General features: G+C 68.5%; 23 protein-coding genes. All 23 read left to right on the forward strand.

Annotated elements, in window-relative coordinates; genetic code table 11:
• Positions 1-2 precede the first annotated feature (2 nt).
• Complete coding sequence (gene plsX / locus VNE60_01780) at positions 3-1031, forward strand: phosphate acyltransferase PlsX (protein HVB30237.1); 1029 nt, start codon at positions 3-5, stop codon at positions 1029-1031.
• The gene (locus VNE60_01785; GenBank protein HVB30238.1) at positions 1028-2017 is read left to right on the forward strand and encodes a beta-ketoacyl-ACP synthase III; all 990 of its coding nucleotides are present in this window, start codon (positions 1028-1030) and stop codon (positions 2015-2017) included. The genes plsX and VNE60_01785 overlap by 4 nt, the downstream gene beginning before the upstream one ends.
• Positions 2018-2019: 2 nt before the next feature.
• Complete coding sequence (gene fabD / locus VNE60_01790) at positions 2020-2961, forward strand: ACP S-malonyltransferase (GenBank protein HVB30239.1); 942 nt, start codon at positions 2020-2022, stop codon at positions 2959-2961.
• Positions 2958-3695, forward strand: coding sequence for a 3-oxoacyl-[acyl-carrier-protein] reductase (gene fabG / locus VNE60_01795; GenBank protein ID HVB30240.1), 738 nt, complete (start codon positions 2958-2960; stop codon positions 3693-3695). The genes fabD and fabG overlap by 4 nt, the downstream gene beginning before the upstream one ends.
• A gap of 69 nt (positions 3696-3764) precedes the next feature.
• Positions 3765-4004: an acyl carrier protein gene (locus VNE60_01800; protein ID HVB30241.1), complete on the forward strand. Its 240-nt coding sequence runs from the start codon at positions 3765-3767 to the stop codon at positions 4002-4004.
• Entirely contained in the window at positions 4004-5251 is a 1248-nt protein-coding gene (gene fabF / locus VNE60_01805; protein HVB30242.1) for a beta-ketoacyl-ACP synthase II, read from the forward strand. The genes VNE60_01800 and fabF overlap by 1 nt, the downstream gene beginning before the upstream one ends.
• Before the next feature lie 4 nt (positions 5252-5255).
• Positions 5256-6440 (forward strand): aminofutalosine synthase MqnE, encoded by a 1185-nt coding sequence (gene mqnE, locus VNE60_01810; protein ID HVB30243.1) that lies wholly within the window; start codon positions 5256-5258, stop codon positions 6438-6440.
• Complete coding sequence (locus tag VNE60_01815) at positions 6441-7298, forward strand: menaquinone biosynthesis protein (protein ID HVB30244.1); 858 nt, start codon at positions 6441-6443, stop codon at positions 7296-7298.
• 11 nt (positions 7299-7309) lie between these two features.
• On the forward strand, positions 7310-8344 hold the full coding sequence (gene mqnC, locus VNE60_01820; GenBank protein HVB30245.1) for a cyclic dehypoxanthinyl futalosine synthase: 1035 nt from the start codon (positions 7310-7312) through the stop codon (positions 8342-8344).
• 56 nt (positions 8345-8400) lie between these two features.
• Entirely contained in the window at positions 8401-8880 is a 480-nt protein-coding gene (gene ispF / locus VNE60_01825) for a 2-C-methyl-D-erythritol 2,4-cyclodiphosphate synthase (protein HVB30246.1), read from the forward strand.
• Between the two features lie 4 nt (positions 8881-8884).
• Positions 8885-9493 (forward strand): DedA family protein, encoded by a 609-nt coding sequence (locus VNE60_01830; GenBank protein ID HVB30247.1) that lies wholly within the window; start codon positions 8885-8887, stop codon positions 9491-9493.
• Positions 9493-10398, forward strand: coding sequence for a site-specific tyrosine recombinase XerD (gene xerD, locus VNE60_01835; protein HVB30248.1), 906 nt, complete (start codon positions 9493-9495; stop codon positions 10396-10398). Before VNE60_01830 ends, xerD begins: the two co-directional genes overlap by 1 nt.
• 21 nt (positions 10399-10419) lie before the next feature.
• Positions 10420-11001, forward strand: a complete 582-nt coding sequence (locus tag VNE60_01840) for an aminodeoxychorismate/anthranilate synthase component II (GenBank protein HVB30249.1) — start codon at positions 10420-10422, stop codon at positions 10999-11001.
• Positions 11002-11114: 113 nt separating this feature from the next.
• Positions 11115-11876: a 3-deoxy-manno-octulosonate cytidylyltransferase gene (gene kdsB, locus VNE60_01845; protein HVB30250.1), complete on the forward strand. Its 762-nt coding sequence runs from the start codon at positions 11115-11117 to the stop codon at positions 11874-11876.
• On the forward strand, positions 11876-13546 hold the full coding sequence (locus VNE60_01850) for a CTP synthase (GenBank protein HVB30251.1): 1671 nt from the start codon (positions 11876-11878) through the stop codon (positions 13544-13546). The genes kdsB and VNE60_01850 overlap by 1 nt, the downstream gene beginning before the upstream one ends.
• Before the next feature lies 1 nt (position 13547).
• A complete protein-coding gene (gene kdsA, locus VNE60_01855) occupies positions 13548-14357 on the forward strand; it encodes a 3-deoxy-8-phosphooctulonate synthase (protein HVB30252.1) in 810 nt (269 codons plus the stop codon).
• Positions 14354-14917, forward strand: a complete 564-nt coding sequence (locus tag VNE60_01860) for an HAD hydrolase family protein (GenBank protein HVB30253.1) — start codon at positions 14354-14356, stop codon at positions 14915-14917. The genes kdsA and VNE60_01860 overlap by 4 nt, the downstream gene beginning before the upstream one ends.
• Positions 14914-15879 (forward strand): KpsF/GutQ family sugar-phosphate isomerase, encoded by a 966-nt coding sequence (locus VNE60_01865; GenBank protein HVB30254.1) that lies wholly within the window; start codon positions 14914-14916, stop codon positions 15877-15879. The genes VNE60_01860 and VNE60_01865 overlap by 4 nt, the downstream gene beginning before the upstream one ends.
• On the forward strand, positions 15876-16427 hold the full coding sequence (gene lptC, locus VNE60_01870; protein ID HVB30255.1) for an LPS export ABC transporter periplasmic protein LptC: 552 nt from the start codon (positions 15876-15878) through the stop codon (positions 16425-16427). Before VNE60_01865 ends, lptC begins: the two co-directional genes overlap by 4 nt.
• Positions 16427-17842 (forward strand): hypothetical protein, encoded by a 1416-nt coding sequence (locus VNE60_01875; GenBank protein ID HVB30256.1) that lies wholly within the window; start codon positions 16427-16429, stop codon positions 17840-17842. The genes lptC and VNE60_01875 overlap by 1 nt, the downstream gene beginning before the upstream one ends.
• Positions 17839-19059 carry an LPS export ABC transporter ATP-binding protein gene (gene lptB / locus VNE60_01880; GenBank protein ID HVB30257.1) on the forward strand — a complete coding sequence of 407 codons (1221 nt, stop codon included), beginning with the start codon at positions 17839-17841 and terminating at the stop codon, positions 19057-19059. Before VNE60_01875 ends, lptB begins: the two co-directional genes overlap by 4 nt.
• 13 nt (positions 19060-19072) lie before the next feature.
• The gene (gene rpoN / locus VNE60_01885) at positions 19073-20566 is read left to right on the forward strand and encodes an RNA polymerase factor sigma-54 (GenBank protein ID HVB30258.1); all 1494 of its coding nucleotides are present in this window, start codon (positions 19073-19075) and stop codon (positions 20564-20566) included.
• A complete protein-coding gene (locus VNE60_01890; GenBank protein ID HVB30259.1) occupies positions 20563-21519 on the forward strand; it encodes a glycosyltransferase family 2 protein in 957 nt (318 codons plus the stop codon). Before rpoN ends, VNE60_01890 begins: the two co-directional genes overlap by 4 nt.
• The last annotated feature ends 3 nt before the right edge of the window (positions 21520-21522 follow it).

Here is a 21522-nt window from a genome sequence, read left to right on the forward strand (position 1 = left end):
CCTTGGCGCGGATCGCGTTGGACGCCATGGGGGGCGATCACGCCCCGCAGGCGACCGTTGCCGGCGCCCTCCTCGCCGTCGCCGAGCTCGATCCCGCGCATTCCGTAGTACTCGTCGGCCGGTCGGCGATCATCGAGCAGACGCTGGACGAGGCGTTGCGTGGCGAGCATGCCGCGCTCGCCACGTTTCGCGACCGCCTGCGCGTCGTCGACGCCCCCGAGATCATCGAGATGGCCGAGAAGCCGAGCGCGGCCATCCGCGCCAAGCCCAACAGTTCGATGATGGTGGGGCTGCGCATGCATGCCGAGGGCGCGTGCGATGCCTTCGTCTCGGCAGGTAACACCGGCGCCCAGATGGCTGCGTCCATGGTCCTCCTCCGCCTGTACGAAGGCCTCAAGCGGCCCGCCATCGTCACGATCTTCCCCACGGCCGAGAAGCCCGTCGTCGTCCTCGACGCCGGCGCGAACGTCGATTGCTCCGCCGCCGAACTCGTGCAGTTCGCGCGACTCGGCGCCGTCTATGCCCACGACATGCTCGGCCGCGCCAACCCGGCCGTCGGCCTCCTGAACATTGGTGAGGAAGCCGAGAAGGGGAACGCCGTGACCAAGGAAGCCCACGCGCTCCTCGCGCAGTCGGGCCTCCACTTCGTGGGCAACGTCGAAGGCCGCGATCTGCCGGCCGGCCACAACCACCAGAGCGCCCTCGACGTCGTGGTATGCGACGGCTTCGTGGGCAACGCGATTCTCAAATTCTACGAGGCCGTCGCCCCGCTCATGGTCGGACTGCTCGTCAAAGCGGGCCTGCCCAAAGACCGCATCATGGGCGCCCTCCGCCAACTCGACTACTCCGAGTACGGCGGCGCTCCGCTGCTCGGCGTCCGCGGCGTGAGCATCATCTGCCACGGCCGCTCTTCGCCCCGCGCGATCGCGAGCGCGATCAAAGTCGCCGTGCAAGCGGTGGACAACCACCTCGCCGAACACATCGGCAAGCGCCTGGCCGGTCCCGAAGGCGCCGCAGGAGCCACCGCATGAAACGTCCCATCGTGTACTTCGCAGGCACCGGTCGGGGCATTCCCGAGCGCGTGATGACCAACCACGACTTCGCGGCCATCGGGGTCGAGACGTCCGACGAATGGATCGTCGAGCGCACCGGCATCCGCGAGCGGCACATCGCCGCCGCCGGCGAGACCACCTGCACCATGGCTGCCGTCGCGGCCCGTCAGGCCATGGAGCGGGCCGGCATCCACGCGGGCGACATCGACACGATCGTCCTCAGCACGGCCACCACCGACCGTTTGCTGCCGTCCACGGCCGTCGACCTGCAGGCCGAACTCGGCGCTACGCGCGCGGCGGCGTTCGACATCAGCGCTGCCTGCGCCGGGTTCATCTACGGCACGACCATCGCCGAGGGGCTGATCGCCGCCGGCACGGCGCAGACGGTGCTCGTGGTGGGCGCCGAGAAGATGAGTTCGATCATCGACTGGAAGGACCGCGCCACCTGCGTCCTCTTCGGCGACGGGGCGGGCGCCGCCATCGTGCGTCCCGCCAAGCGGGACCGCGGCGTCCTCGGCACGTTCATCCGGAGCGACGGCGCCCTCGCCAATCTGCTCTACCGCCCGGCCGGCGGTGCCGCCCACCCGTTCGACGAGCAGGTGCTGCAGGACCGCAGCTTCTACGTCAAGATGGCCGGCCGCGAAGTGTTCAAGCACGCCGTGCGATCGATGGCCGACGCCTGCGACCGCGTGCTCGACGCCGCCAAGCTCACCAGCGCCAACATCGACCTGCTCATCCCGCACCAGGCCAACAACCGGATCATCGAGGCCACCGCGAAGCACGCGAACATGCCGATGGACAAGGTCTACGTGAACGTGGACCGCTACGGCAATACGTCGTCGGCGTCCATTCCGATCGCCCTCGACGAGGCCATCGAGACCGGACGCGTGACCGAGGGCATGACGGTGCTGCTCGTGGGCTTCGGTGCCGGCTTTACCTGGGGTTCGATGGTCATCCGGTTCTGACCGTGGACTTCGTTCTGGTCTTCCCCGGGCAGGGCTCGCAGGCGCCGGGAATGGGGCGGGAGCTGGCCGACGCCTTCCCGGCCGCTCGGATCGTGTTCCAGGCCGCGGACGACGCCCTGGGCGTCAACCTCAGCGCTCTCTGCTTCCACGGGCCCGCCGACGAGCTCACGCTCACCCACAACGCGCAGCCGGCGCTGCTCGCTCACGGCGCAGCGGTGTGGGCCGTGGTCCGAGAGGCCCTGGCGGGCCGCGTGCGGGCGGCGGGCGGACACTCGCTGGGCGAGTTCACGGCCTACCACGCCGCAGGGTCGCTGGGCCTCGCCGATGGCGTGCGCCTGGTCCGCCGCCGCGGCCAACTGATGTACGACAGCGGGGTGGCCAGGCCCGGGACGATGGCTGCAGTGCTCGGCAACACGACCCAGCCCATCGATGCCATCTGTGCGCGCGCCACCGCCGAGGCAGGGCTCGTCGTGCCGGCAAACTACAATTCGCCCGGCCAGGTTGTGATCAGTGGCGAGGCGGCCGGCGTGGAGCGGGCGATGGTCCTGGCCAAGGAACTCGGGGCCAAGCGCGCCATCAAGCTCAACGTGAGCGGCGCGTTCCATTCGCCGCTAATGGAATCTGCTTTAAGTGGACTGGCTCAAGCTATTGCCGATACACCGTTTGTAGATGCTAACTTTCCGGTGTACTCCAACGTCAGCGCGGATTCCGGGACGGCGGCCACACGGGCACGCGAGGTCCTGGTGAAGCAGCTCACGAGCCCCGTGCGCTGGACGGACGAGGTGCTCGCCATGGCGGCCGCCCACCCCGAGGCCACCTTTCTCGAGATGGGGCCCGGATCGGTGCTCGTGGGGCTGCTCAAGAAAATTGCGCCGCAGCTCCGCGCGATGGCCTGCGGCACTCCCGCCGACGTTCAACGCCTGATGGAGCTTGTCGCCACATGAAGATCGATCTCACCGGAAAGTCGGCGCTCGTCACGGGCAGCACGCGCGGCATCGGCCGCGCCATCGCGCAGGAGCTGGCCGGCTGCGGCGCCCGGGTGGGCGTGGTGGGGCGCGACCTGGCCAGGGCCCAGGAGGTCGCCGCGGCCATCTCGCCCGAGGCCAGGGGGTTCGCGTGCGACGTGAGCGACACGGCGTCGGTCACGGCGCTGGTGGCTGCGGCGGAGGAGGCGTTCGGCGGCCTCGACATCCTGGTCAACAACGCCGGCATCACGCGCGACAACGTGCTGTTCCGCCTCAAGGATGAGGACTGGGACGCGGTCCTCGACGCCAATCTCCGGGGGGCGTTCGCGGCCGTCCGGGCCGCGGCCCGCGGGATGATGAAGCGGCGCTGGGGCCGGATCATCAATATCGCGAGCGTCGTGGGCCTCGTGGGCAACAAGGGACAGGCCAACTATGCGGCCAGCAAGGCGGGGCTCATCGGGCTCACCAAGTCGGTGGCCAAGGAGCTGGCGTCGCGCAACGTCCTGGCCAACGTCGTGGCCCCCGGATTCATCGAAACCGACATGACGGCGGCGATGACCGCCGAGGCGCGAACCGTCCTGTCGCAGCAGATCCCGCTGGAACGGCTGGGCACCCCGGAAGACGTCGCCGGGGTGGTGGCCTTTCTCGCGTCGGACCATGCCGCGTACATCACCGGGCAGGTGCTCGTGGTGGACGGCGGCATGGTGATGTGACTGACGACCGCCCCTCGCTGTTGATAGATTATATCGTTTACACACACCTTCAGAGGAGAGCCCCTTCCCATGGCCGACAATGCACAGAAAGTCCGTGATATCATCGAGAAGGAACTCGGCGTGGAGCGTGAGAAGCTCACCGACGAAGCAAGCTTCATCGAAGACCTGGGCGCGGACAGCCTCGACATCGTCGAGCTCGTCATGGAGTTCGAGAAGGAGTTCAACATCGACATTCCCGATGAAGATGCCGAGAAGCTGCGGACCGTCGGCGACGCCGTGGCCTACCTGAACCAGAAGGTCAGCGGTTGATGAGGCGACGGGTCGTTGTCACCGGCGTTGGAACGATCACGCCAGTCGGCAACGACGTGGCGGAGACCTGGCGCGCCCTGCTCGCCGGCGTGTCGGGCGCGGGGCCGATCACGAAGTTCGACGCCTCCACCTTTCCGTCGCGGTTCGCCTGCGAGGTGAAGGGGTTCGATCCGCTGCAGTACATGGATCGCAAGGAAGCCAAGCGGTCCGACCCGTTCGCGCAGTACGCCATTGCCGCGTCGGTGCAGGCGATGACCGACGCCGGATTCGGCGACGAACTGAGCGGCGAGCTGTCCGAGCGCACCGGCGTCATCGTCGGCAGCGGCATCGGCGGGCTCAAGACGTTCGAGGAGCAGCACGATACATACCGGGAGCGCGGCGCCGGCAAGATCAGCCCGTTCTTCATCCCGATGTTCATTTCCGACATCGCGGGGGGGCTGGTCTCCATGCGCTTCAAGGCGCGCGGCCCCAACTTCTCCACGGTGAGCGCCTGCGCCACCGGCGCCCACGCCGTGGGCGAGGGGTGCCGCACCATCCAGTACGGCGACGCCGACGTCATGATCTGCGGCGGCGCCGAAGCCACGGTGACCCCGATGGCCATCGGCGGCTTTGCCAGTATGAGGGCGCTCTCCGAGCGCAACGATTCGCCGGCCACGGCGTCGCGCCCCTTCGACCTCACGCGCGACGGATTCGTGATGGGCGAGGGCAGCGGCATCGTCGTGATCGAAGAGCTGGAGCACGCGCGCGCGCGCGGCGCGCGCATCTACGCCGAGATCGTCGGCTACGGCGCCACCGCCGACGCCTACCACGTCACGGCGCCCGCGCCCGAGGGCGAGGGCGCCCAGCGGGCCATGCGGCGCGCCCTCAAGGACGCCGGCCTCACCGCGGCCGACATCCAGTACATCAACGCCCACGGCACGTCCACGCCCGTCGGCGACGTGGCCGAGACGCTGGCCGTCGAGCACGTGTTCGGCGAGCATGCGGCCGGCATCAACATCAGTTCCACCAAGTCGGCCACCGGGCACATGCTCGGCGCCGCCGGCGCCGTGGAGTTCCTGATCACCACGCTCGCCGTGTTCCACGGCGTCGTGCCGCCGACGATCAACTACCACACGCCCGATCCGGCCATCCGCTTGAACTGCACGCCGAACACCGCCGTCAAGCGCGACCTGACCGTGGCCCTGACCAACAACTTCGGATTCGGCGGCCACAACGTCACGCTCGCCGTCCGCAAGTGGGAGGAGTGATCCTGTGTCAGCCGCCGTCGCCCCCATCGCGCCCGTCGTCGATCGCCGCCGCGTCACCGACCGCGCGCTGCTGCCCATCGCCGACAAGGTCGAGCGCGGCGAGCGCCTGACTCCCGACGAAGGGATCACGCTGTTCCAGACCGCCGACCTGCTCGGCCTCGGCACACTCGCCGACGCCCGGAACCGCGCGCTGCACGGCGATCGCGTCATGTTCGCCGCCAATCAGCACATCAATCCCACCAACATCTGCACGCTGCGCAAGACCTGCGTATTCTGCTCGTACGCCAGGCTGCCCAAGGAAGACGGCGCGTACCGGTACACGCTCGAGCAGGTGCTGGCCGAGGCGGACGAGGCCAACACCACGCTCACCCGCGAGTTCCACATCGTGGGCGGGCTCGACATGAAGGCCGGCCTCGCGTACTACGCCGAGATGTTCCGCGCCCTCAAGGCCCGCCATCCGCAGGTCCACATCAAGGGCCTCACCGCCGTCGAGATCGCGCACATCGCGCGCATCGAGAAGATGACCGTGCGCGACGTCCTGATCGCGCTCCGCGAGGCGGGCCTCGACACGATGCCCGGCGGCGGCGCCGAGGTGTTCAGCCCCGGCGTGCGCGCCACGATCGCCGACAAGAAACTCGCCGGCGACGAATGGATCGGCGTCCACCGCGAGGCCCATCAGCTCGGCATCCGCACCAACTGCACCATGCTCTACGGGCACGTGGAGTCGATCCCGGACCGCATCAATCACCTGACCATGCTCCGCGACCTCCAGAGCGAGACGGGCGGGTTCCTGGCCTACATCCCGCTGGCCTACCATCCCGACAACAACGAACTCGGCGAGACGCTGCACCGCGAGGGCACCGCCACGTCGGGCTTCGACGATCTGCGCAATCTCGCCGTGGGCCGGCTCTACCTGGACAACATCCCCCACATGAAGACCCACTGGGTGATGGTCACGCCCTTCCTATCCCAGACGGCGCTGCACTTCGGCGTCAACGACATGGAAGGCACGATGGTGCATGAGAAGATCTACCACGAAGCCGGCGCCCACACCGCCCAGGCGATGGCGCTCGACAACCTGCTCGGCCTCATCCGCGGCGCCGGCAAGATTCCCGTGGAGCGCGACTCGTTCTACCAGGTGGTGCGCACGTTCGACGGCCACGCCGCCGCCGCGGACCAGGCGGCCTAGATGCGCATCGGCCGCATTCCGTACATCAACTGCTACCCCGTCTACGGGGCGGTCGATCGCGGAATCGTGCCCCTCCACGGCGCCCTCGTCGACGGCGTGCCCACCGTGCTCAACCGCATGATGCGCGACGGCACGCTGGACGTGAGCGTGATCTCCGCCGTCGAATACGCCACCGACGCGTCGCGCTACCTGCTGCTCCCGGACCTCGCCATCACCAGCGACGGCCCGGTGCGCAGCGTCATGATGTTCTCCAAGCGGCCGGCCGAAGCCCTCTCCGGCCAGCGGGTGCTGGTGAGCCGCAGCTCGATGACCAGCGTGGCGCTCCTCCAGCTCCTGTTCGAGAACGTCTGGCACGCCACGCCCCAGTTCGTCCCCGCCGACGCCGAGTTGTCGGACATCGCCACGTTCGGCCAGGACGATCACGACGCGCGCCTCGTGATCGGCGACGCGGCGCTGCTGCTCAACACGCGCCTCCACGCCGGCCGCGCCGAAGCGCTCGCTCCACGCACCGACTACCGCCACGCCTACGATCTCGGCGCCGAGTGGAAGCAGTGGACCGGGCTGCCGTTCGTGTTCGCCGTCTGGGTGGCCCAGCGCACGGCCGACGTCCAGGACGCTCTGCGGGTGCACGGCGAACTCATCGCGTCCCGCGATTGGGGGCTGGCGCATCTCGACACCCTCGCCGCCCAGGCATCGCACGCCACCGGCGTCAGCCAGCCGGTGTGTCTCGAATATCTGTCCGGCCTCGACTACCGGCTGTCCTACGGCCACCTGGCCGGACTCACCGAGTTCTTCCGCCGTCTGGTCGCGGCGGGGCGGGTGCCCGACGGGTCGCTCGCCTTCCTCCCCGCGGCGTAGCAGGTATCTCCATGCGCGATCTCCTCGATTTCTACACCAACGCCCCGCTGCTCGAACTCGGCGCCGAAGCCGATCGCGTGCGGCGCGAGAAGCATCCCGACGGCATGGTGACGTTCATCATCGATCGCAATATCAACTACACCAACGTCTGCGTGGCCGACTGCGGCTTCTGCGCGTTCTATCGGCGCCCCAAGCACGCCGAGGGCTGGACGCTCTCGTACGAGCAGATCGGCGCCAAGATCGACGAAGCCAAGGAGATGGGCGCCGTCCAGATCCTCATGCAGGGCGGCCACAATCCGTACATCCCGTTCGAGTGGTACCTCGACCTGCTGCGCTACATCAAGCGGTACCACCCCATCCACATCCACGGATTCAGCCCCAGCGAAGTGGACTTCTTCGCCAAGCTGTTCCGCCTCGACGCGCGCGACGTCATCCGCGAGTTGATGCAGGCCGGCCTCGACTCGATTCCCGGCGGCGGCGGCGAGATTCTCGTCCAGCGCGTGCGGGACCAGGTGGCCCGGAAGAAGGCCGGCGCCGACCGCTGGCTCGAGATCATGGAACTGGCCCACCAGGCGGGCATGAAGACCTCGGTCACCATGATGTACGGCATCGGCGAGACGCTGGACGAGCGCATCGAGCACCTGCAGCGGGTGCGCGAGGTGCAGGCGCGCACGCACGGCTTCACGGCGTTCATCTGCTGGCCGCTGCAGCCGGAGAACACGCCCGCGATGTCGCACATGCCCAAGACCGACGCCGTGGACTATCTCCGCACCGTCGCCATGGCGCGCATCGTCCTCGACAACGTGCCCAATCTCCAGGCCAGTTGGGTCACGATGGGAATGAAGATCGGCCAGATCGCCCTGCGCTTCGGCTGCAACGACTTCGGCTCGTTGATGATCGAGGAGAACGTCGTCTCGGCGGCCAACACCACGTTCCGCACCACCACCGACGAGATGGAGCGGCTGATCCGCGACGCCGGATTCGCGCCGGCCCGCCGGCGGCAGGACTACTCGATCATTCCCGCGCTGGCCGAGGCGGCCGCCTAGGCCGCACCGCCCGTCGACAACAGTCGCGCGGAGATGTCCGCGCCCGGCCCCCCGCCATGACGCGTACCGGCATCGGATACGATTCGCATCGCTTCGCTCCTCCGGGGCCGCTCATCCTCGGCGGCGTGACGATCCAGAGCGACGTGCGGTTGGCCGGTCATTCCGACGGCGACGCCGTGGCGCACGCCCTCACCGACGCCGTGCTCGGCGCCGCCGCGATCGGCGACATCGGCCAGATGTACCCCGACACCGATCCCGCCAACGAGAACCGCGACTCCGTCGAAATGCTTCGCGCCGGCGTGGCCCGGGTGCGCGCCACCGGGTGGCGCGTGCAGCAGGTGGACGTGACGATCGTTACCGAATACCCGCGTATCGGCCCCCACCGCGACGCCATGCGTATCTGCCTGGCCGAAGCGCTCGGCGTGACGCCGGCCGACGTCAGCATCAAGGGCAAGTCCAACGAGGGAATGGGGTGGGTGGGCCGCGGCGAAGGGCTCGCCTGCATCGCGGTCGCCAGCATCGTTCGCGAGGGATGAGCGCGTGGGGGTGACCGCGCTGCTCGACTGGCTCGGCGCGCTGCCGCTGGGCGCCCTGTACGTGTGCCTCGCCGGCATCGCCGCCGCGGAGAACGTCTTCCCGCCGCTCCCCGCCGACAGCGTCGTCGCGTTCGGCAGCTTCCTGGCCGCGCGCGGCCATGGCTCGGCGCTCGCGGCCGTGGCCGCGGTCTGGATCGGGAATGTGGCCGGCGCCATGGGGATGTACGCGCTCGGCCGGCGGTACGGCGCCGAGCGCCTGGAACGCCGGTTGCTCGGCAACAAGGCCGAGCAGATGGAACGGCGGCTCACCGACTACTACGGCCGGTTCGGGCTGGCGGCGATCTTCTTCGGGCGGTTCGTGCCCGGCCTGCGAGCCCTCGTCCCCCCATTCGCCGGCGCGCTGCGCGTGCCGGCATTCACCGCGGCGCTCCTCATCGGCGTCGCCTCGGCCATCTGGTACGGCACCGTGAGCTACGTGGGATTCACGCTCGGCGCCGATTGGCCCGCCGTCGTCCGCGTGCTGTCGCGGGACGGCGGCCTGATCGCCGCCGTCGCCGCCGCCGTCATCGCGGCGCTCGTGTTCGCGCGATGGATGCAACGGAGCCGGCGCTGATGGACGACGCCGCGGCCCGGGGCTTCCTGCTCGAACGGTTCAGCGACTTCCTCTCGTTGGAGGAGGGCGCGTCGCCGCGCACGCAGGAGGCCTATGCCCGCGACGTGAATCGCCTGGCGGAGTTCGCCACCGCAAAGGGCGCGCGCACGCCGGCCGATGTCACCTCCAAGCTGCTGCGCGAATACGTGTACCACCTCAAGGATCTCGGCCTCGCGCCGGCGTCCATTCGCCGCAGCGTCTCCGGGGTGCGGACCTACTTCCGCTTCCTGCTCGGCGACGGCGTCCTGCTGCAGGATCCCAGCGAGCGGCTGGAAACCCCCAAGAAGTGGCGCACGCTGCCCGACGTGCTCTCGGTGGACGAGGTGGCCACGCTGCTCGCCGCGCCGACGATGGACGATCCGCTGTACTTCCGGGACCGGGCCATGCTCGAACTGGCGTACGGCGCCGGGCTGCGCGTGTCGGAGTGGATCACGATCGGCGTGAAGGACATCCTGATGGCCGACGGCGTGGTGCGCGTGCTGGGCAAGGGCAGCAAGGAGCGGCTCGTGCCGATCGGCCGCAACGCGATCTCCGCCATGGCCATCTATCTGCGAGAACTGCGGCCGCGCCTCGAGCGGGGCAAGGGCCGGGGCGTGCTGTTCCTGAACGCCCGCGGGGAACCCCTGTCGCGCATGGGCGCTTGGACCATCCTCAAGAAGTACGTCGAGCGCGCGCGGATCGAGAAGCACGTCTCGCCGCACACGCTCCGCCACTCATTCGCCACCCACCTCCTGGAGGGCGGGGCGGACCTGCGGGCGGTGCAGGAGATGCTTGGACACACCGACATCTCCACCACGCAGATCTACACCCACGTGGACCGGGAGTACCTGCGAAGCGTGCATCGGCAGTATCATCCACGGGCCTGACCAACGCTCCCGGACACGATCATGATCCTCGTCATCGACAACTACGACTCGTTCACCTACAACCTCGTGCAGTACCTGGGCGAGTTGGGAGCCGATCTCCTCGTCGAGCGCAACGACGCGATCGCGGTCGAGGACATCGCGACCCTCGCGCCGACGGCCATCGTCCTCTCGCCGGGGCCGTGCGCGCCGGCGCAGGCGGGGATCACCGTCGAGACGGTACGCCGGTGGGGAGCCACGATTCCCATCCTCGGCGTGTGCCTGGGCCACCAGGCGATCGGTGAGGCGTACGGGGGGCGCGTGGTTCGGGCCGCGCAGGTCATGCACGGCAAGACCTCCCACGTCGTGCATCAGGCCACCGGCGTATTCGCCGGCCTTCCGAGCCCGATGGAAGTGATGCGCTACCACTCACTCGTGGTGGAATCGCATTCGCTGCCTGCGGCGCTCGAGGTCGTGGCCCACTCGGCGGACGATCCGGGAGAGATCCAGGGGCTGCGGCACCGCGAGCATCCGGTGTTCGGCGTGCAGTTTCACCCGGAATCCATCAAGACCGAACACGGGAAGGCCATTCTCCGCAATTTCCTCGAGCTTTCGCGGGCCGCGTAGGCTTGCCCGACGCCGCGAAACCACTTGCGCGCGTTGTATTTGCGTTTCTGCCGCGGCGCGCGTAAATTAGCTGGCGTGAATCTTGCGGCCGGTCGCGCGGCTTGGCGCCGCCCATGAGGACGCTTGCCGTCATCCCAGCACGCCTGGGCGCGACGCGCCTCCCCCGCAAACCCCTTCGCCTTCTTGCCGGCCGTCCCCTCGTGATCCGCGTGTGGGAACGTGTGCAGGCCATGGGCGTGGCCGAGCGGTGCATCATCGCCACCGACAGTGAGGAGGTCGCCGAGGCGGCCCGGCAGCATGGGGCCGAGGTGGCGCTCACGGCATCCCGCCATCCGTCGGGCACCGACCGGGTGGCCGAAGTTGCCTCACGCGCGGAATTCGCCGGCTTCGACGCGATCGTCAACGTGCAGGGCGACGAGCCGTTCGTGGCGGCGGCCGCCGTGCGGGGAGCCGCCGCCATGGTGGCGGGAGGCGGATTTTCGCTCGGCACGGCGGCCGTCGCAGCCGGCCCCGAGATCCTGGGGGATCCCAACGTGGTCAAGGTGGTCGCGGCCGACGATGGGCGCGCCATGTATTTTTCACGGGCGGCCATTCCGTTTCTTCGCGACCCAACGGATGCGCGGCAGCTGGCCGGCCGGGTATGGCAACACCTGGGCATCTACGCGTATACCCGTGCCGCGCTCGCCCAGTGGGTGGCGCTGCCGGAGCATCCGCTGGAGCGTATCGAACGACTGGAGCAGCTCCGTCCCCTGGCCGCGGGTCTGGCCATGGGCGTGGCACACATCGAGGAGCCGGCGCGGGTGGGGATCGATACCGAAGACGATCTCATCCGCGCCAACGCCGAGTGGACGAACTTCAACCAGGGTGAGAACTGATGCCAACCACCGGGAGCCAACACACGACGAAGTTCATCTTCGTCACGGGCGGGGTCGTCTCGTCACTCGGCAAGGGCATTGCCGCCGCCTCCCTGGGGCGCCTCCTGGTGGAACGCGGCCTGCGGGTCTCGATGATGAAGTTCGATCCGTACATCAACGTCGACCCGGGGACGATGTCGCCGTTCCAGCACGGCGAGGTGTTCGTCACCGACGACGGCGCCGAGACCGATCTCGACCTCGGCCACTATGAGCGATTCATCGATCGGGCGCTCTCCCAGGCGAACAACGTCACCACGGGCCGGATCTACCTCAACGTGATCACCAAGGAACGCCGCGGCGAATACCTGGGGTCCACGGTGCAGGTGATCCCGCACATCACCGACGAGATCAAGGCGGCCATGCGCCGCATCGCGCCGGACAACGACGTGGTGATCGTCGAGATCGGCGGCACGGTCGGCGACATCGAATCGCTGCCGTTCCTGGAGGCGATCCGTCAGTTCCGCCACGACATCGGCCGCGAGAACTCGATCTTCGTCCATCTCACCCTCATCCCGTACATCGCCGCGGCCGGCGAACTCAAGACCAAGCCCACCCAGCATTCGGTGCGCGACCTCATGGAGATCGGCATCCAGCCCGACCTCCTCATCGTGCGCACCGAACGCCCGGTGTCGGATGAGATCAAGCGCAAGATCGCGCTGTTCTGCAACGTCGAATTCGGCTGCGTCATCGAGAGCCCCGACGTGCGGACCATCTACCAGATCCCGCTCGCGTTCCATGACCAGGGGTTCGACGAGATGGTGCTGCAGAAGCTGGGCATCGCGCGCCCCGCGCCCGACCTGTCGGCGTGGCGGACGATGGTCGAGCGCGTGCTCGCCCCCCGCGAGCGCGTGCGCATCGCCGTCGTGGGCAAGTACACGGAGTTCGTGGACAGCTACAAGAGCGTGCAGGAGGCCCTCATCCACGGCGGCATCGCCAACGATGTGGGCGTGGACATCCACTGGCTGTCTAGCGACGAATTCACGTCCCCGGAACGGGCCGCCGACCTGCTGCACGGCTACGATGGCCTGCTCGTGCCGGGTGGGTTCGGCGTGCGCGGCGTGGACGGCATGGTCGAGGCCATTCGCTATGCGCGGGAGTCCGGCCTGCCGTTCTTCGGGATCTGCCTCGGCATGCAGGTGGCGATCATCGAGTTCGCGCGCGACGTCTGCGCGCTCGACGACAGCCATTCGTCGGAGTTCGCGCCGTCCTGCGACAATCCGGTGATCTCGCTCATGGAATCGCAACAGCACGTGACCGACATGGGCGGCACGATGCGCCTCGGCGCGTATCCGTGCCGCCTGGCGCGCGGGTCCAGGGCCGCGGAGGTGTACGGCATGGCCGAGGTCAGCGAGCGGCATCGCCACCGCTATGAGGTCTCCAACGCGTACCGTGACCTGTTCGTGCAGCGGGGGCTGAAGCTCTCCGGCCTGAGTCCGGACGGCCAACTGGTGGAGATCGTCGAACTGCCGGCCCATCCGTGGTTCATCGGCTGCCAGTTCCACCCCGAACTCAAGTCGCGCCCGATGCGCCCCCATCCGCTGTTCGCGGGGTTCATCGCCGCGGCGTATCGGGCCAAGCATGCCGGCGCGCCGCAGGGCGAGCCGGGCCGGCTGGTCGAGGCGGCGGACTGACGTGCCACGCGCCTTTCCCACCGACGCCTTCTTCCTGATCGCCGGTCCCTGCGTCCTCGAGGACGAAGCGCTCAATCTGCGCGTGGCCGACCATCTGGCGGCGCTCGCGGAACGCGTGCCTGGCGGCATCATCTACAAGGCGTCGTTCGACAAGGCCAATCGCTCGAATGCGGGCGCGCACCGCGGGCCCGGACTGGACGAGGGGCTGGCCGCGCTCGACCGCGTGCGGCAGGCCACGGGCCTGCGCATCCTCACCGACGTCCATCTGCCGGAGCAGTGTGCGCCCGCCGCCCAGGTCGTGGACGTGCTCCAGATTCCCGCCTTCCTCTGCCGCCAGACCGACCTCCTCGTCGCGGCGGGAGCCACCGGCAAGCCGGTGAACATCAAGAAGGGGCAGTGGATGCACCCCGAAGGCATGCGGGGCGCCGTGGACAAGGTGCGCGAGGCCGCCGCCACGCCTCCGGAAGTCGCGGTCACGGAGCGCGGCACCTTCTTCGGGTACGGCGATCTGGTGGTCGACATGCGCGACTTCATCCGCATGCGCCAGGCATGCGATGCGCCGGTGATCTTCGACGCCACGCACAGCGTGCAGCGGCCCGGCCAGGGCACGGGCGGCGCCAGCGGCGGGGCGCGCGAGTTCATTCCGCCGCTCACGCTCGCCGCCGTGGGCGCCGGCGCCAGCGGCCTGTTCATGGAGACGCATCCCGATCCCGACCACGCCCCCAGCGACGGACCGAACATGGTGCCGCTCGAGCAGCTGGACGCGCTGATCGAGCGGGCCGTGGCCCTGTGGGCGCTGGTGCGCGCATGATCGACGCCGCCCTCGCCCGCCGCATCAAGCTGGTGGCCCTCGACGTGGACGGGGTGCTCACCGACGGCGGCATCTACCTCGGCGCCGTGCAGGGCCAGCCCCTGGAGTTCAAGCGCTACGACATCCAGGACGGACTCGGCATTCACCTCCTGCGTCGCGCGGGCCTGCGGGTGGCGATCATCACCGGCCGCGTGTCCGAGAGCGTCCGCGTGCGGGCGGCCGAACTCGAGATCGACGACGTGGCGCAGGGGACCAACGCCCAGAAGCTGCCGGCCCTCACCGCCATCCTGCAGCGCCACCACATCGCCGCGGCCGACGTGGCGTTCGTGGGCGACGACTTCCCCGACCTCGCGGTCATGCGCGCCGTGGGCCTGCCCGTGGCCGCCGCGAATGCCGTGGCCGAGGTGCGCCGCGAGTGCGCGCTCGTGCTCACCCGGCCCGGCGGGCACGGGGCGGTGCGCGAGTTCGCCGAGGCGCTGCTCGGGGCGCGGGGCGAGTGGGAGCCCCTCTGGCAGGCCTATGTCGGTGAACGGTCGATGACGGGGGCCGGGGTCCGATGAAGCGCCCGGAGATCATCGCCCTCGGCCGGCGCGTCGTGCGCCTCGAGTCCGAAGCCCTGGCCGCCACCGAATCGCGGATCGGCGAATCGTTCGCCGACGCGGTGCATCTCATCGCCGAATCCAAGGGGCGGGTGATCGTCGCCGGCGTCGGCAAGTCGGGGTTGATCGGCCGCAAGATCGCGGCCACGCTCACGTCGACGGGTACGCCGGCGGCCTTCCTGCACCCCGTGGACAGCGCCCACGGCGATCTCGGCATCGTCGGCCGCGACGACGTGGCCATACTGATTTCGAAAAGCGGGGAATCCGACGAACTGCTCGGACTCCTCGAGCAGCTCAAGGGCCTGGGCGTGAAGCTCATCGCCCTCACCGCCGAGGGCGACTCGACCCTGGCCCGACTCGCGGACCTCTGGTTGGACGGGTGGGTACGAGAAGAGGCCTGTCCGCACGATCTCGCGCCAACGACGAGCACCACCGTCGCCCTGGCGCTGGGCGACGCGCTCGCCGTGGCGCTGCTCGAAGTGAAGGGGTTCCGGCGCGAGGACTTCGCGCGCCTCCATCCCGGCGGATCGCTGGGGCGGCGCCTGCTCACGCGGGTGGGCGACGTGATGACGCGGGATGACCTGCCCGTGCTGCGGCGCGGCGGCACGATGCGCGATGCAATCGTACTGCTCGCCGAGAAGCGCGGCATCGCCATCCAACTGGACGACACCGATCACATCGTGGGGATCATGACCGCCGGCGACCTGACGCGCATGATGGAACGTGAAGCCGATATTCTCTCCGTGACCATGGACCGCGTGCTCGTGCGGGCCCCGAAGATCGCCCGCGACGACGAACTCGCGAGTGCCGTCGCCTTCCGCATGGAACAACACGGCATCATGGCGATGCCGGTGGTCGACGCCGACGACCACCTCGTCGGCGTCGTCCACCTCCACGACCTGATGCGGGCACGGATCCGATGACCCGATCGCTCCTCGCGCTCCTCGCCGCCGCCGCGCTCGGCGCCACCGCCTGCAAGCCCACCGCCGCGCCGCCGGTCACGCATATGCCGTCGGTGGCCGACAGCGCCGAGCAGGTGATGTTCCAGTTCTCCTCGATCCTCACCAACCAGGGCGTGGAGCGCGGCACGATGACCGCCGACACGGCCCTCGTGTTCAACGATCAGACGGTGTTCGATTTCCGCAACGTGCGCGTGAATTTCCGGACGGTCACCGGCGAGCCCAACGGCACGATGCAGGCCGATAGCGGCCGCTACAACATGCGCACGCTGGTGCTCGAGGGCTGGGGACACGTGGTGATCACGACGCTCGACGGCAAGAAGCTCGAGACCCCGCAGTTGCGCTACAACCAGGCCACGAACCTCATCTCGAGCGACACGTCGTTCGTGCTCACCCAGGGCGACCGCGTCCAGCGCGGGATCGGCTTCAGCGCCGATCCCGATCTCAACCGGATCTCCATCCGGCGTGCCGCCGGCGGTTCGGGTGTCCTCACCACGCTGCCGGATCACTGATGCGCACCCGCATTTGCGCGATCCTCGCGGCCGTGGCGTGGGCCCCGGCGACGGCCGCCGCCCAGGCCACGCGCTGCAACGCCATCAACACCGATTCCACGCGGCAGATCATGGTCAAGATGCCGAGCGGCCAGTACAACACGTACCTCGGCGGCGGCGTGGTGGTGCATTGCCCGGCCAAGAAGATCAACCTCCGGGCCGACAGCATGGAGCAGTACGGCGACGACAAGCGCTTCTATCTCGTGGGGCACGTGTATTATCAGGAGCCGAGGTTCAACCTCCATTCTGATTTTCTCAACTACTTCATGACGGACGAGCGGGTCGTCGCCACGGGCAACGTCGATGCCACGATGCCCAGCGGCTCGCGCCTCAAGGGGCCGGTGGCCACCTATCTCCGCCCCATTCCCAAAACGCGCCCCCTCGCCCAGATGACGGCCACCGGCCGCCCCACCATCACCCTCGTGCAGCAGGACTCCACGGGCAAGCCCGCCCCGCCCATGCAGGTCGTGGCCAACAACGTGTTCATGGACGGTGACAGCCTGGTCTACGCCGGCGGGGATGTACAGATCGCCCGGCAGGAGTTCACCGCCCACGGCGACTCGATGTTCCTCGACGGCCGGCACGAGATCATGCACCTCCTGCGTGGCCCCGAAATCCAGGGCAAGAAGGACGCCAAGCCGTTCACGCTCGTCGGCACGCTCATCGATCTGTTCTCGCGCAACCGCAAGCTGCGCCGCGTCGTGGCCAAGGGCAAAGCCGTGGCCAACAGCCAGGACCTCAAGCTCCGCGCCGACACCATCGACCTGCGACTGGAGCAGGATGTGCTCGATCGCGCCATCGCCTGGGGCCCCGGGCGGGCGAGCGCCAGGTCCGCCACCGACAGCCTCCTCGCCGATTCGATCGACGTCGTCATGCCGGGCCAGCGCGCCCGCGAGATCCACGCCATCGGACACGCCTACGCGGAGAGCAAGCCCGACACCGTCAAGTTCCGCACCAAGGACATGGACTGGATGAAGGGCGACACGATCATCGCCTACTTCGATACGCTCCCGGCCAAGGACACCGCGAAGTCGCCGCAGATTCGCCGGCTCGTCTCCATCGACAGCGCCAGCGCCTTCTACAACATGGCGCCGCGCGATACATCGCTCTGCGCCCCCGCCGTCAGCTACTCGGTGGGCCAGCGCATCATCGCCACGTTCAAGGAGGACGGCGGGGTCAAGAACGTCGACGTCATCGGCAAGTCGCGCGGCCTCCTCCTCGAGCCCACGCCCGACTCGACCACCACGACCCTGTGCGGCAAGCCGCCGGCCAAGAAGCCGCCGGACAAGAAGCCGCCCGCCAAGCCACCGGGACATCCCGTCCCGCCGCCCGGCGTCGATCCGATCGTCCTTCCACCCGCCGTGCCCCGCCCATGAGCGATTCTGCCGTTTCCGAAAAGTTCGTCGCGCTCGTCGAGCGGATCTCCCACGGCGACCGGTCCACCGCGCTCGCCCTCCACGCCCTGATCAGCGTCGCGGGGGAGGATGGGGCGGCGGCGTTCGATCGCGCCGCCGTCGTGTACCGCGACGATCACCTGGCCACCCTCCGCGCCGCCGGACGCGACGCCGAACGCGAGGCCGGTCGCCTGAGCCTGGACGAGGTCCGCGAACACCTCACCCGCTCGGTGTTCCCCAGGCTCGCCGCCGAAGGATTCATCGTGCTCCCGCCCGAAGGGCTGGCCAGCCCCGATGCCACGATCCGCTTCACCGAATCGATATGGCGTGACATCATGGCGAGCCGCGCCGAAGTGGCCGCCGCCATGCGGCAGACCGGCGAACTCCCGACCAGCGCCGCCGAGCACGCCGGGGCCGAACCGGAGGCCGCCGCCGTCCCCGGCAACAGCACGCTCGATGCGCAGGGCCTGGTCAAGATGTACCGCCGGCGGCGTGTGGTGAACGATGTGGCCGTCCACCTGCGGCAGGGCGAGATCGTGGGGCTGTTGGGGCCGAACGGGGCGGGCAAGACCACCACCTTCTACATGATCGTCGGCCTCATCCAGCCGATGGCCGGCCGCATCCTGTTCGACGGCGTCGACATCACCAACCTGCCGATGTACAAGCGGGCGCGGCTCGGCATCGGCTATCTGTCGCAGGAGCCGTCCATCTTCCGCAAGCTGTCGGTGGAAGACAACATCCTGGCGATCCTCGAGACGCTCTCCATTCCCTCCGCCGAGCGCGAGCGGCGGCTCGAGACGCTGCTCGACGAGTTGGGCATCAAGCACCTGCGCCACCAGAAGGCATTCGCGCTCTCGGGAGGCGAACGCCGTCGCCTCGAGATCACCCGGGCCCTCGTCACCCAGCCCAAGTTCATGATGCTCGACGAGCCGTTCGCGGGCGTCGATCCGATCGCCGTCAACGACATCCAGACCATCGTCTCCCGGCTGCGCCATCGCGGCATCGGCGTCCTCATCTCGGACCACAATGTGGAGCAGACCCTGGACATTGTGGACCGGGCCTACATCATGTTCGATGGACAGGTCAAGGTATCCGGCACCGTCCGGGATCTCGTGTTCGACGATACGGTGGCCGACATCTATCTGGGCCCCACGCTCACCGCGCGCCTGCGAGCGCGTTTCGCTTCCGCCGGCGGTTGATCCGCCTCCGCGCATGAAAGCAGGTCTTCAGCAAAGCACCAGCCTGCGGCAGGAACTGAAGATCAATCCGCGCCTGTACCAGGCGATGGACCTGCTCTACATGCCGCTGCTGGACCTCCAGCAGCACCTGAAACAGGAACTCCTCAACAATCCGTTCCTCGACCTCATCGAGCCCGAGGACGACGAGAACGAGGAAGCGGAACCCGGGGAAGAGGAGAGCCCCGCGCTCGATGCCGCGGCCGAGGACGACGCCGCGGAGCACGACGCGGCCAAGGACGACGCCATCGATTGGGAGGAGATCCTCCTCGATGGGTTCGACGCGGGCGGCGCGCCGGCCGAGAGCGAGATCCGCGAACAGTACGAACCGGTCACGGTGGACCGGGGCGATCTCTCCGATCACCTCATGGAGCAGCTCTCCCTCCTCGATCTCACCCCACGCCAGGAAGTCCTGGCCACCGAGTTCGTGGGCGACATCGCCGAGGACGGATACCTGGCCTGCACGGTCGAGGAACTGCTCGCGAGCGTGAATGAGGCGGTCCGCGCGGCCGCCGACCGCGAGGGCGAGGACCTCTCGACGCTCCCGCTGTTCACGATCGAGGAGGCCGAGGCCATGCTGCACGTCATCCAGGCGCTCGATCCGGCGGGAGTGGGCGCCCGCGACCTCCGCGAGTGCCTCCTGCTCCAGCTCCGCGACCATCAACGGGCCGATGCGCTGCCGTACCGCCTGGTCCACGACGCCTTCGATGACCTGATCGCCCACCGCTGGCCCGAGGTCGCGCGACGCTACGGGCTCACCGTGCAGGAGGTCCAGGCCGCGGCCGACGAGATCCAGAAGCTCGATCCCAAGCCCGGCCTCCGGTTCAGCAAGACCGAAGAGCACTACATCATCCCCGACCTGATCGTCGACCGCATCGACAGCAAGTACCGGGTGTCGCTCAACGACGCCAATCTTCCACGCCTGCGGCTGAGCCGGGCCTATCAGGAAATCGCTCGCGACAAGGGTAAATTCCAGGGGGAGAACAAGGACTTCATCGCCACCAAGCTCAATGCCGCCACCTGGATGATCCAGGCCATCGAGCAGCGGCGCCAAACCATGCTCAAGGTCATGAACTACATCGTCGAGCGACAGCACGAGTTCTTCGAGAAGGGCATCCAGCACCTCAAGCCGCTCACCCTTCGTGAAGTGGCCGAAGCCATCGGCATGCATGAGTCCACGATCAGCCGCGTGACCAACGAGAAGTGGGTGCAGACGCCGCGGGGCGTCCTCCCGCTCAAGTTCTTCTTCTCCTCCGGCCTCACCACCACCGGCGGCGACGACGTCTCGGCCCGCGGCATCCGCGCCCAGATCGAGAAGCTGGTGCGCGAAGAATCCGCCCAGCATCCGCTCACCGACCAGGAAATCGTGGACATCCTCCAGCGCCAGGGCGTGCAGATCGCCCGCCGGACCGTGGCCAAGTATCGCGATCAGTTGGGCGTGCTCTCGGCGCGCATGCGGAAACGCGTATGACGGCGGCCCCCGTGGACGTCTCGGTGCTCGTTCCGGCCAAGGATGAGGCCGAGAATCTCCCGCTGTTCATGGAACAGGCCGAGGCCGCCTTCCGGTCGTCGGACGCGCGCTACGAGGTGATCGTCATCGACGACGGCAGCACCGACGCCACCTGGGCCGTGCTCCACACCCTGCAGGCGCGCTATCCGTTCCTGCGCGCCGTGCGGCACCGCGCCCAACGCGGCATCGCCGACGCCCTGCGCACCGGGTACCTGAACGCGCGCGGCGACGTGCTGGTCTTCTACCCCGCCGACCTGCAGTTCAAACCCGAGGACATCCCGCGACTCGTCCAGCCCATCCTCGCCGATGAAGCCGACATGGTCACCGGCTTCAAACAGGGCAAGTACGACAAGGCGTTCGTCTCCCGCATCTACAACGGGCTCAGCCGGCTGCTCTTCCACGTGCCGGTGAAGGACCTGAATTCGGTCAAGGCCTATCGGCGGGAGATCATGGACGCGCTCCCCGTGCGCCCCGATTGGCATCGGTACATGATCGTGCTCGCGGCCGCTCAGGGGTTCACGGTCACCGAGATTCCCGTCCCGCTGTATCCGCGCCACGCCGGCAAGTCCAAGTTCGGCATCTCGCGCATCCCGGTCGGCGTCCTCGACATGCTGTCCGTCTGGTTCGAACTCCGGTTCGGCAAGAAGCCGCTCCTCGCCTTCGGCATGCTCGGCGCCGCCCTGTTCGCGATCGGCGTCGTCTCCGGCATCGCCGCGCTCCTCTGGCTCTGGCTCACGGGCGAGGGACTGCGCGCCGTCTGGACGGTGATCCAGACCTGCCTGCTGCTGGGCAGCGTCTTCTTCGCCACCGGGCTCATGGGAGAGCAGATCGCCGGGCAACGGGCCGAAGTTCGCGAGTTGCGGCGCCGCCTCGAGGAGTTGGCCGTCGAACGCGACCCGAACGCGTCGCGGTAATCG

The organism is Gemmatimonadaceae bacterium (assembly GCA_035533755.1).
Classification (GTDB): domain Bacteria; phylum Gemmatimonadota; class Gemmatimonadetes; order Gemmatimonadales; family Gemmatimonadaceae; genus JAGWRI01.

Coding starts and splice junctions, on each gene's coding strand:
- VNE60_01785 (HVB30238.1), top strand. CDS start 1,028: ATGAAACGTCCCATCGTGTACTTCGCAGGCACCGGTCGGGGCATTCCC.
- fabG (HVB30240.1), top strand. CDS start 2,958: ATGAAGATCGATCTCACCGGAAAGTCGGCGCTCGTCACGGGCAGCACG.
- VNE60_01800 (HVB30241.1), top strand. CDS start 3,765: ATGGCCGACAATGCACAGAAAGTCCGTGATATCATCGAGAAGGAACTC.
- fabF (HVB30242.1), top strand. CDS start 4,004: ATGAGGCGACGGGTCGTTGTCACCGGCGTTGGAACGATCACGCCAGTC.
- VNE60_01815 (HVB30244.1), top strand. CDS start 6,441: ATGCGCATCGGCCGCATTCCGTACATCAACTGCTACCCCGTCTACGGG.
- mqnC (HVB30245.1), top strand. CDS start 7,310: ATGCGCGATCTCCTCGATTTCTACACCAACGCCCCGCTGCTCGAACTC.
- ispF (HVB30246.1), top strand. CDS start 8,401: ATGACGCGTACCGGCATCGGATACGATTCGCATCGCTTCGCTCCTCCG.
- xerD (HVB30248.1), top strand. CDS start 9,493: ATGGACGACGCCGCGGCCCGGGGCTTCCTGCTCGAACGGTTCAGCGAC.
- VNE60_01840 (HVB30249.1), top strand. CDS start 10,420: ATGATCCTCGTCATCGACAACTACGACTCGTTCACCTACAACCTCGTG.
- kdsB (HVB30250.1), top strand. CDS start 11,115: ATGAGGACGCTTGCCGTCATCCCAGCACGCCTGGGCGCGACGCGCCTC.
- VNE60_01850 (HVB30251.1), top strand. CDS start 11,876: ATGCCAACCACCGGGAGCCAACACACGACGAAGTTCATCTTCGTCACG.
- VNE60_01860 (HVB30253.1), top strand. CDS start 14,354: ATGATCGACGCCGCCCTCGCCCGCCGCATCAAGCTGGTGGCCCTCGAC.
- VNE60_01865 (HVB30254.1), top strand. CDS start 14,914: ATGAAGCGCCCGGAGATCATCGCCCTCGGCCGGCGCGTCGTGCGCCTC.
- lptC (HVB30255.1), top strand. CDS start 15,876: ATGACCCGATCGCTCCTCGCGCTCCTCGCCGCCGCCGCGCTCGGCGCC.
- VNE60_01875 (HVB30256.1), top strand. CDS start 16,427: ATGCGCACCCGCATTTGCGCGATCCTCGCGGCCGTGGCGTGGGCCCCG.
- lptB (HVB30257.1), top strand. CDS start 17,839: ATGAGCGATTCTGCCGTTTCCGAAAAGTTCGTCGCGCTCGTCGAGCGG.
- rpoN (HVB30258.1), top strand. CDS start 19,073: ATGAAAGCAGGTCTTCAGCAAAGCACCAGCCTGCGGCAGGAACTGAAG.
- VNE60_01890 (HVB30259.1), top strand. CDS start 20,563: ATGACGGCGGCCCCCGTGGACGTCTCGGTGCTCGTTCCGGCCAAGGAT.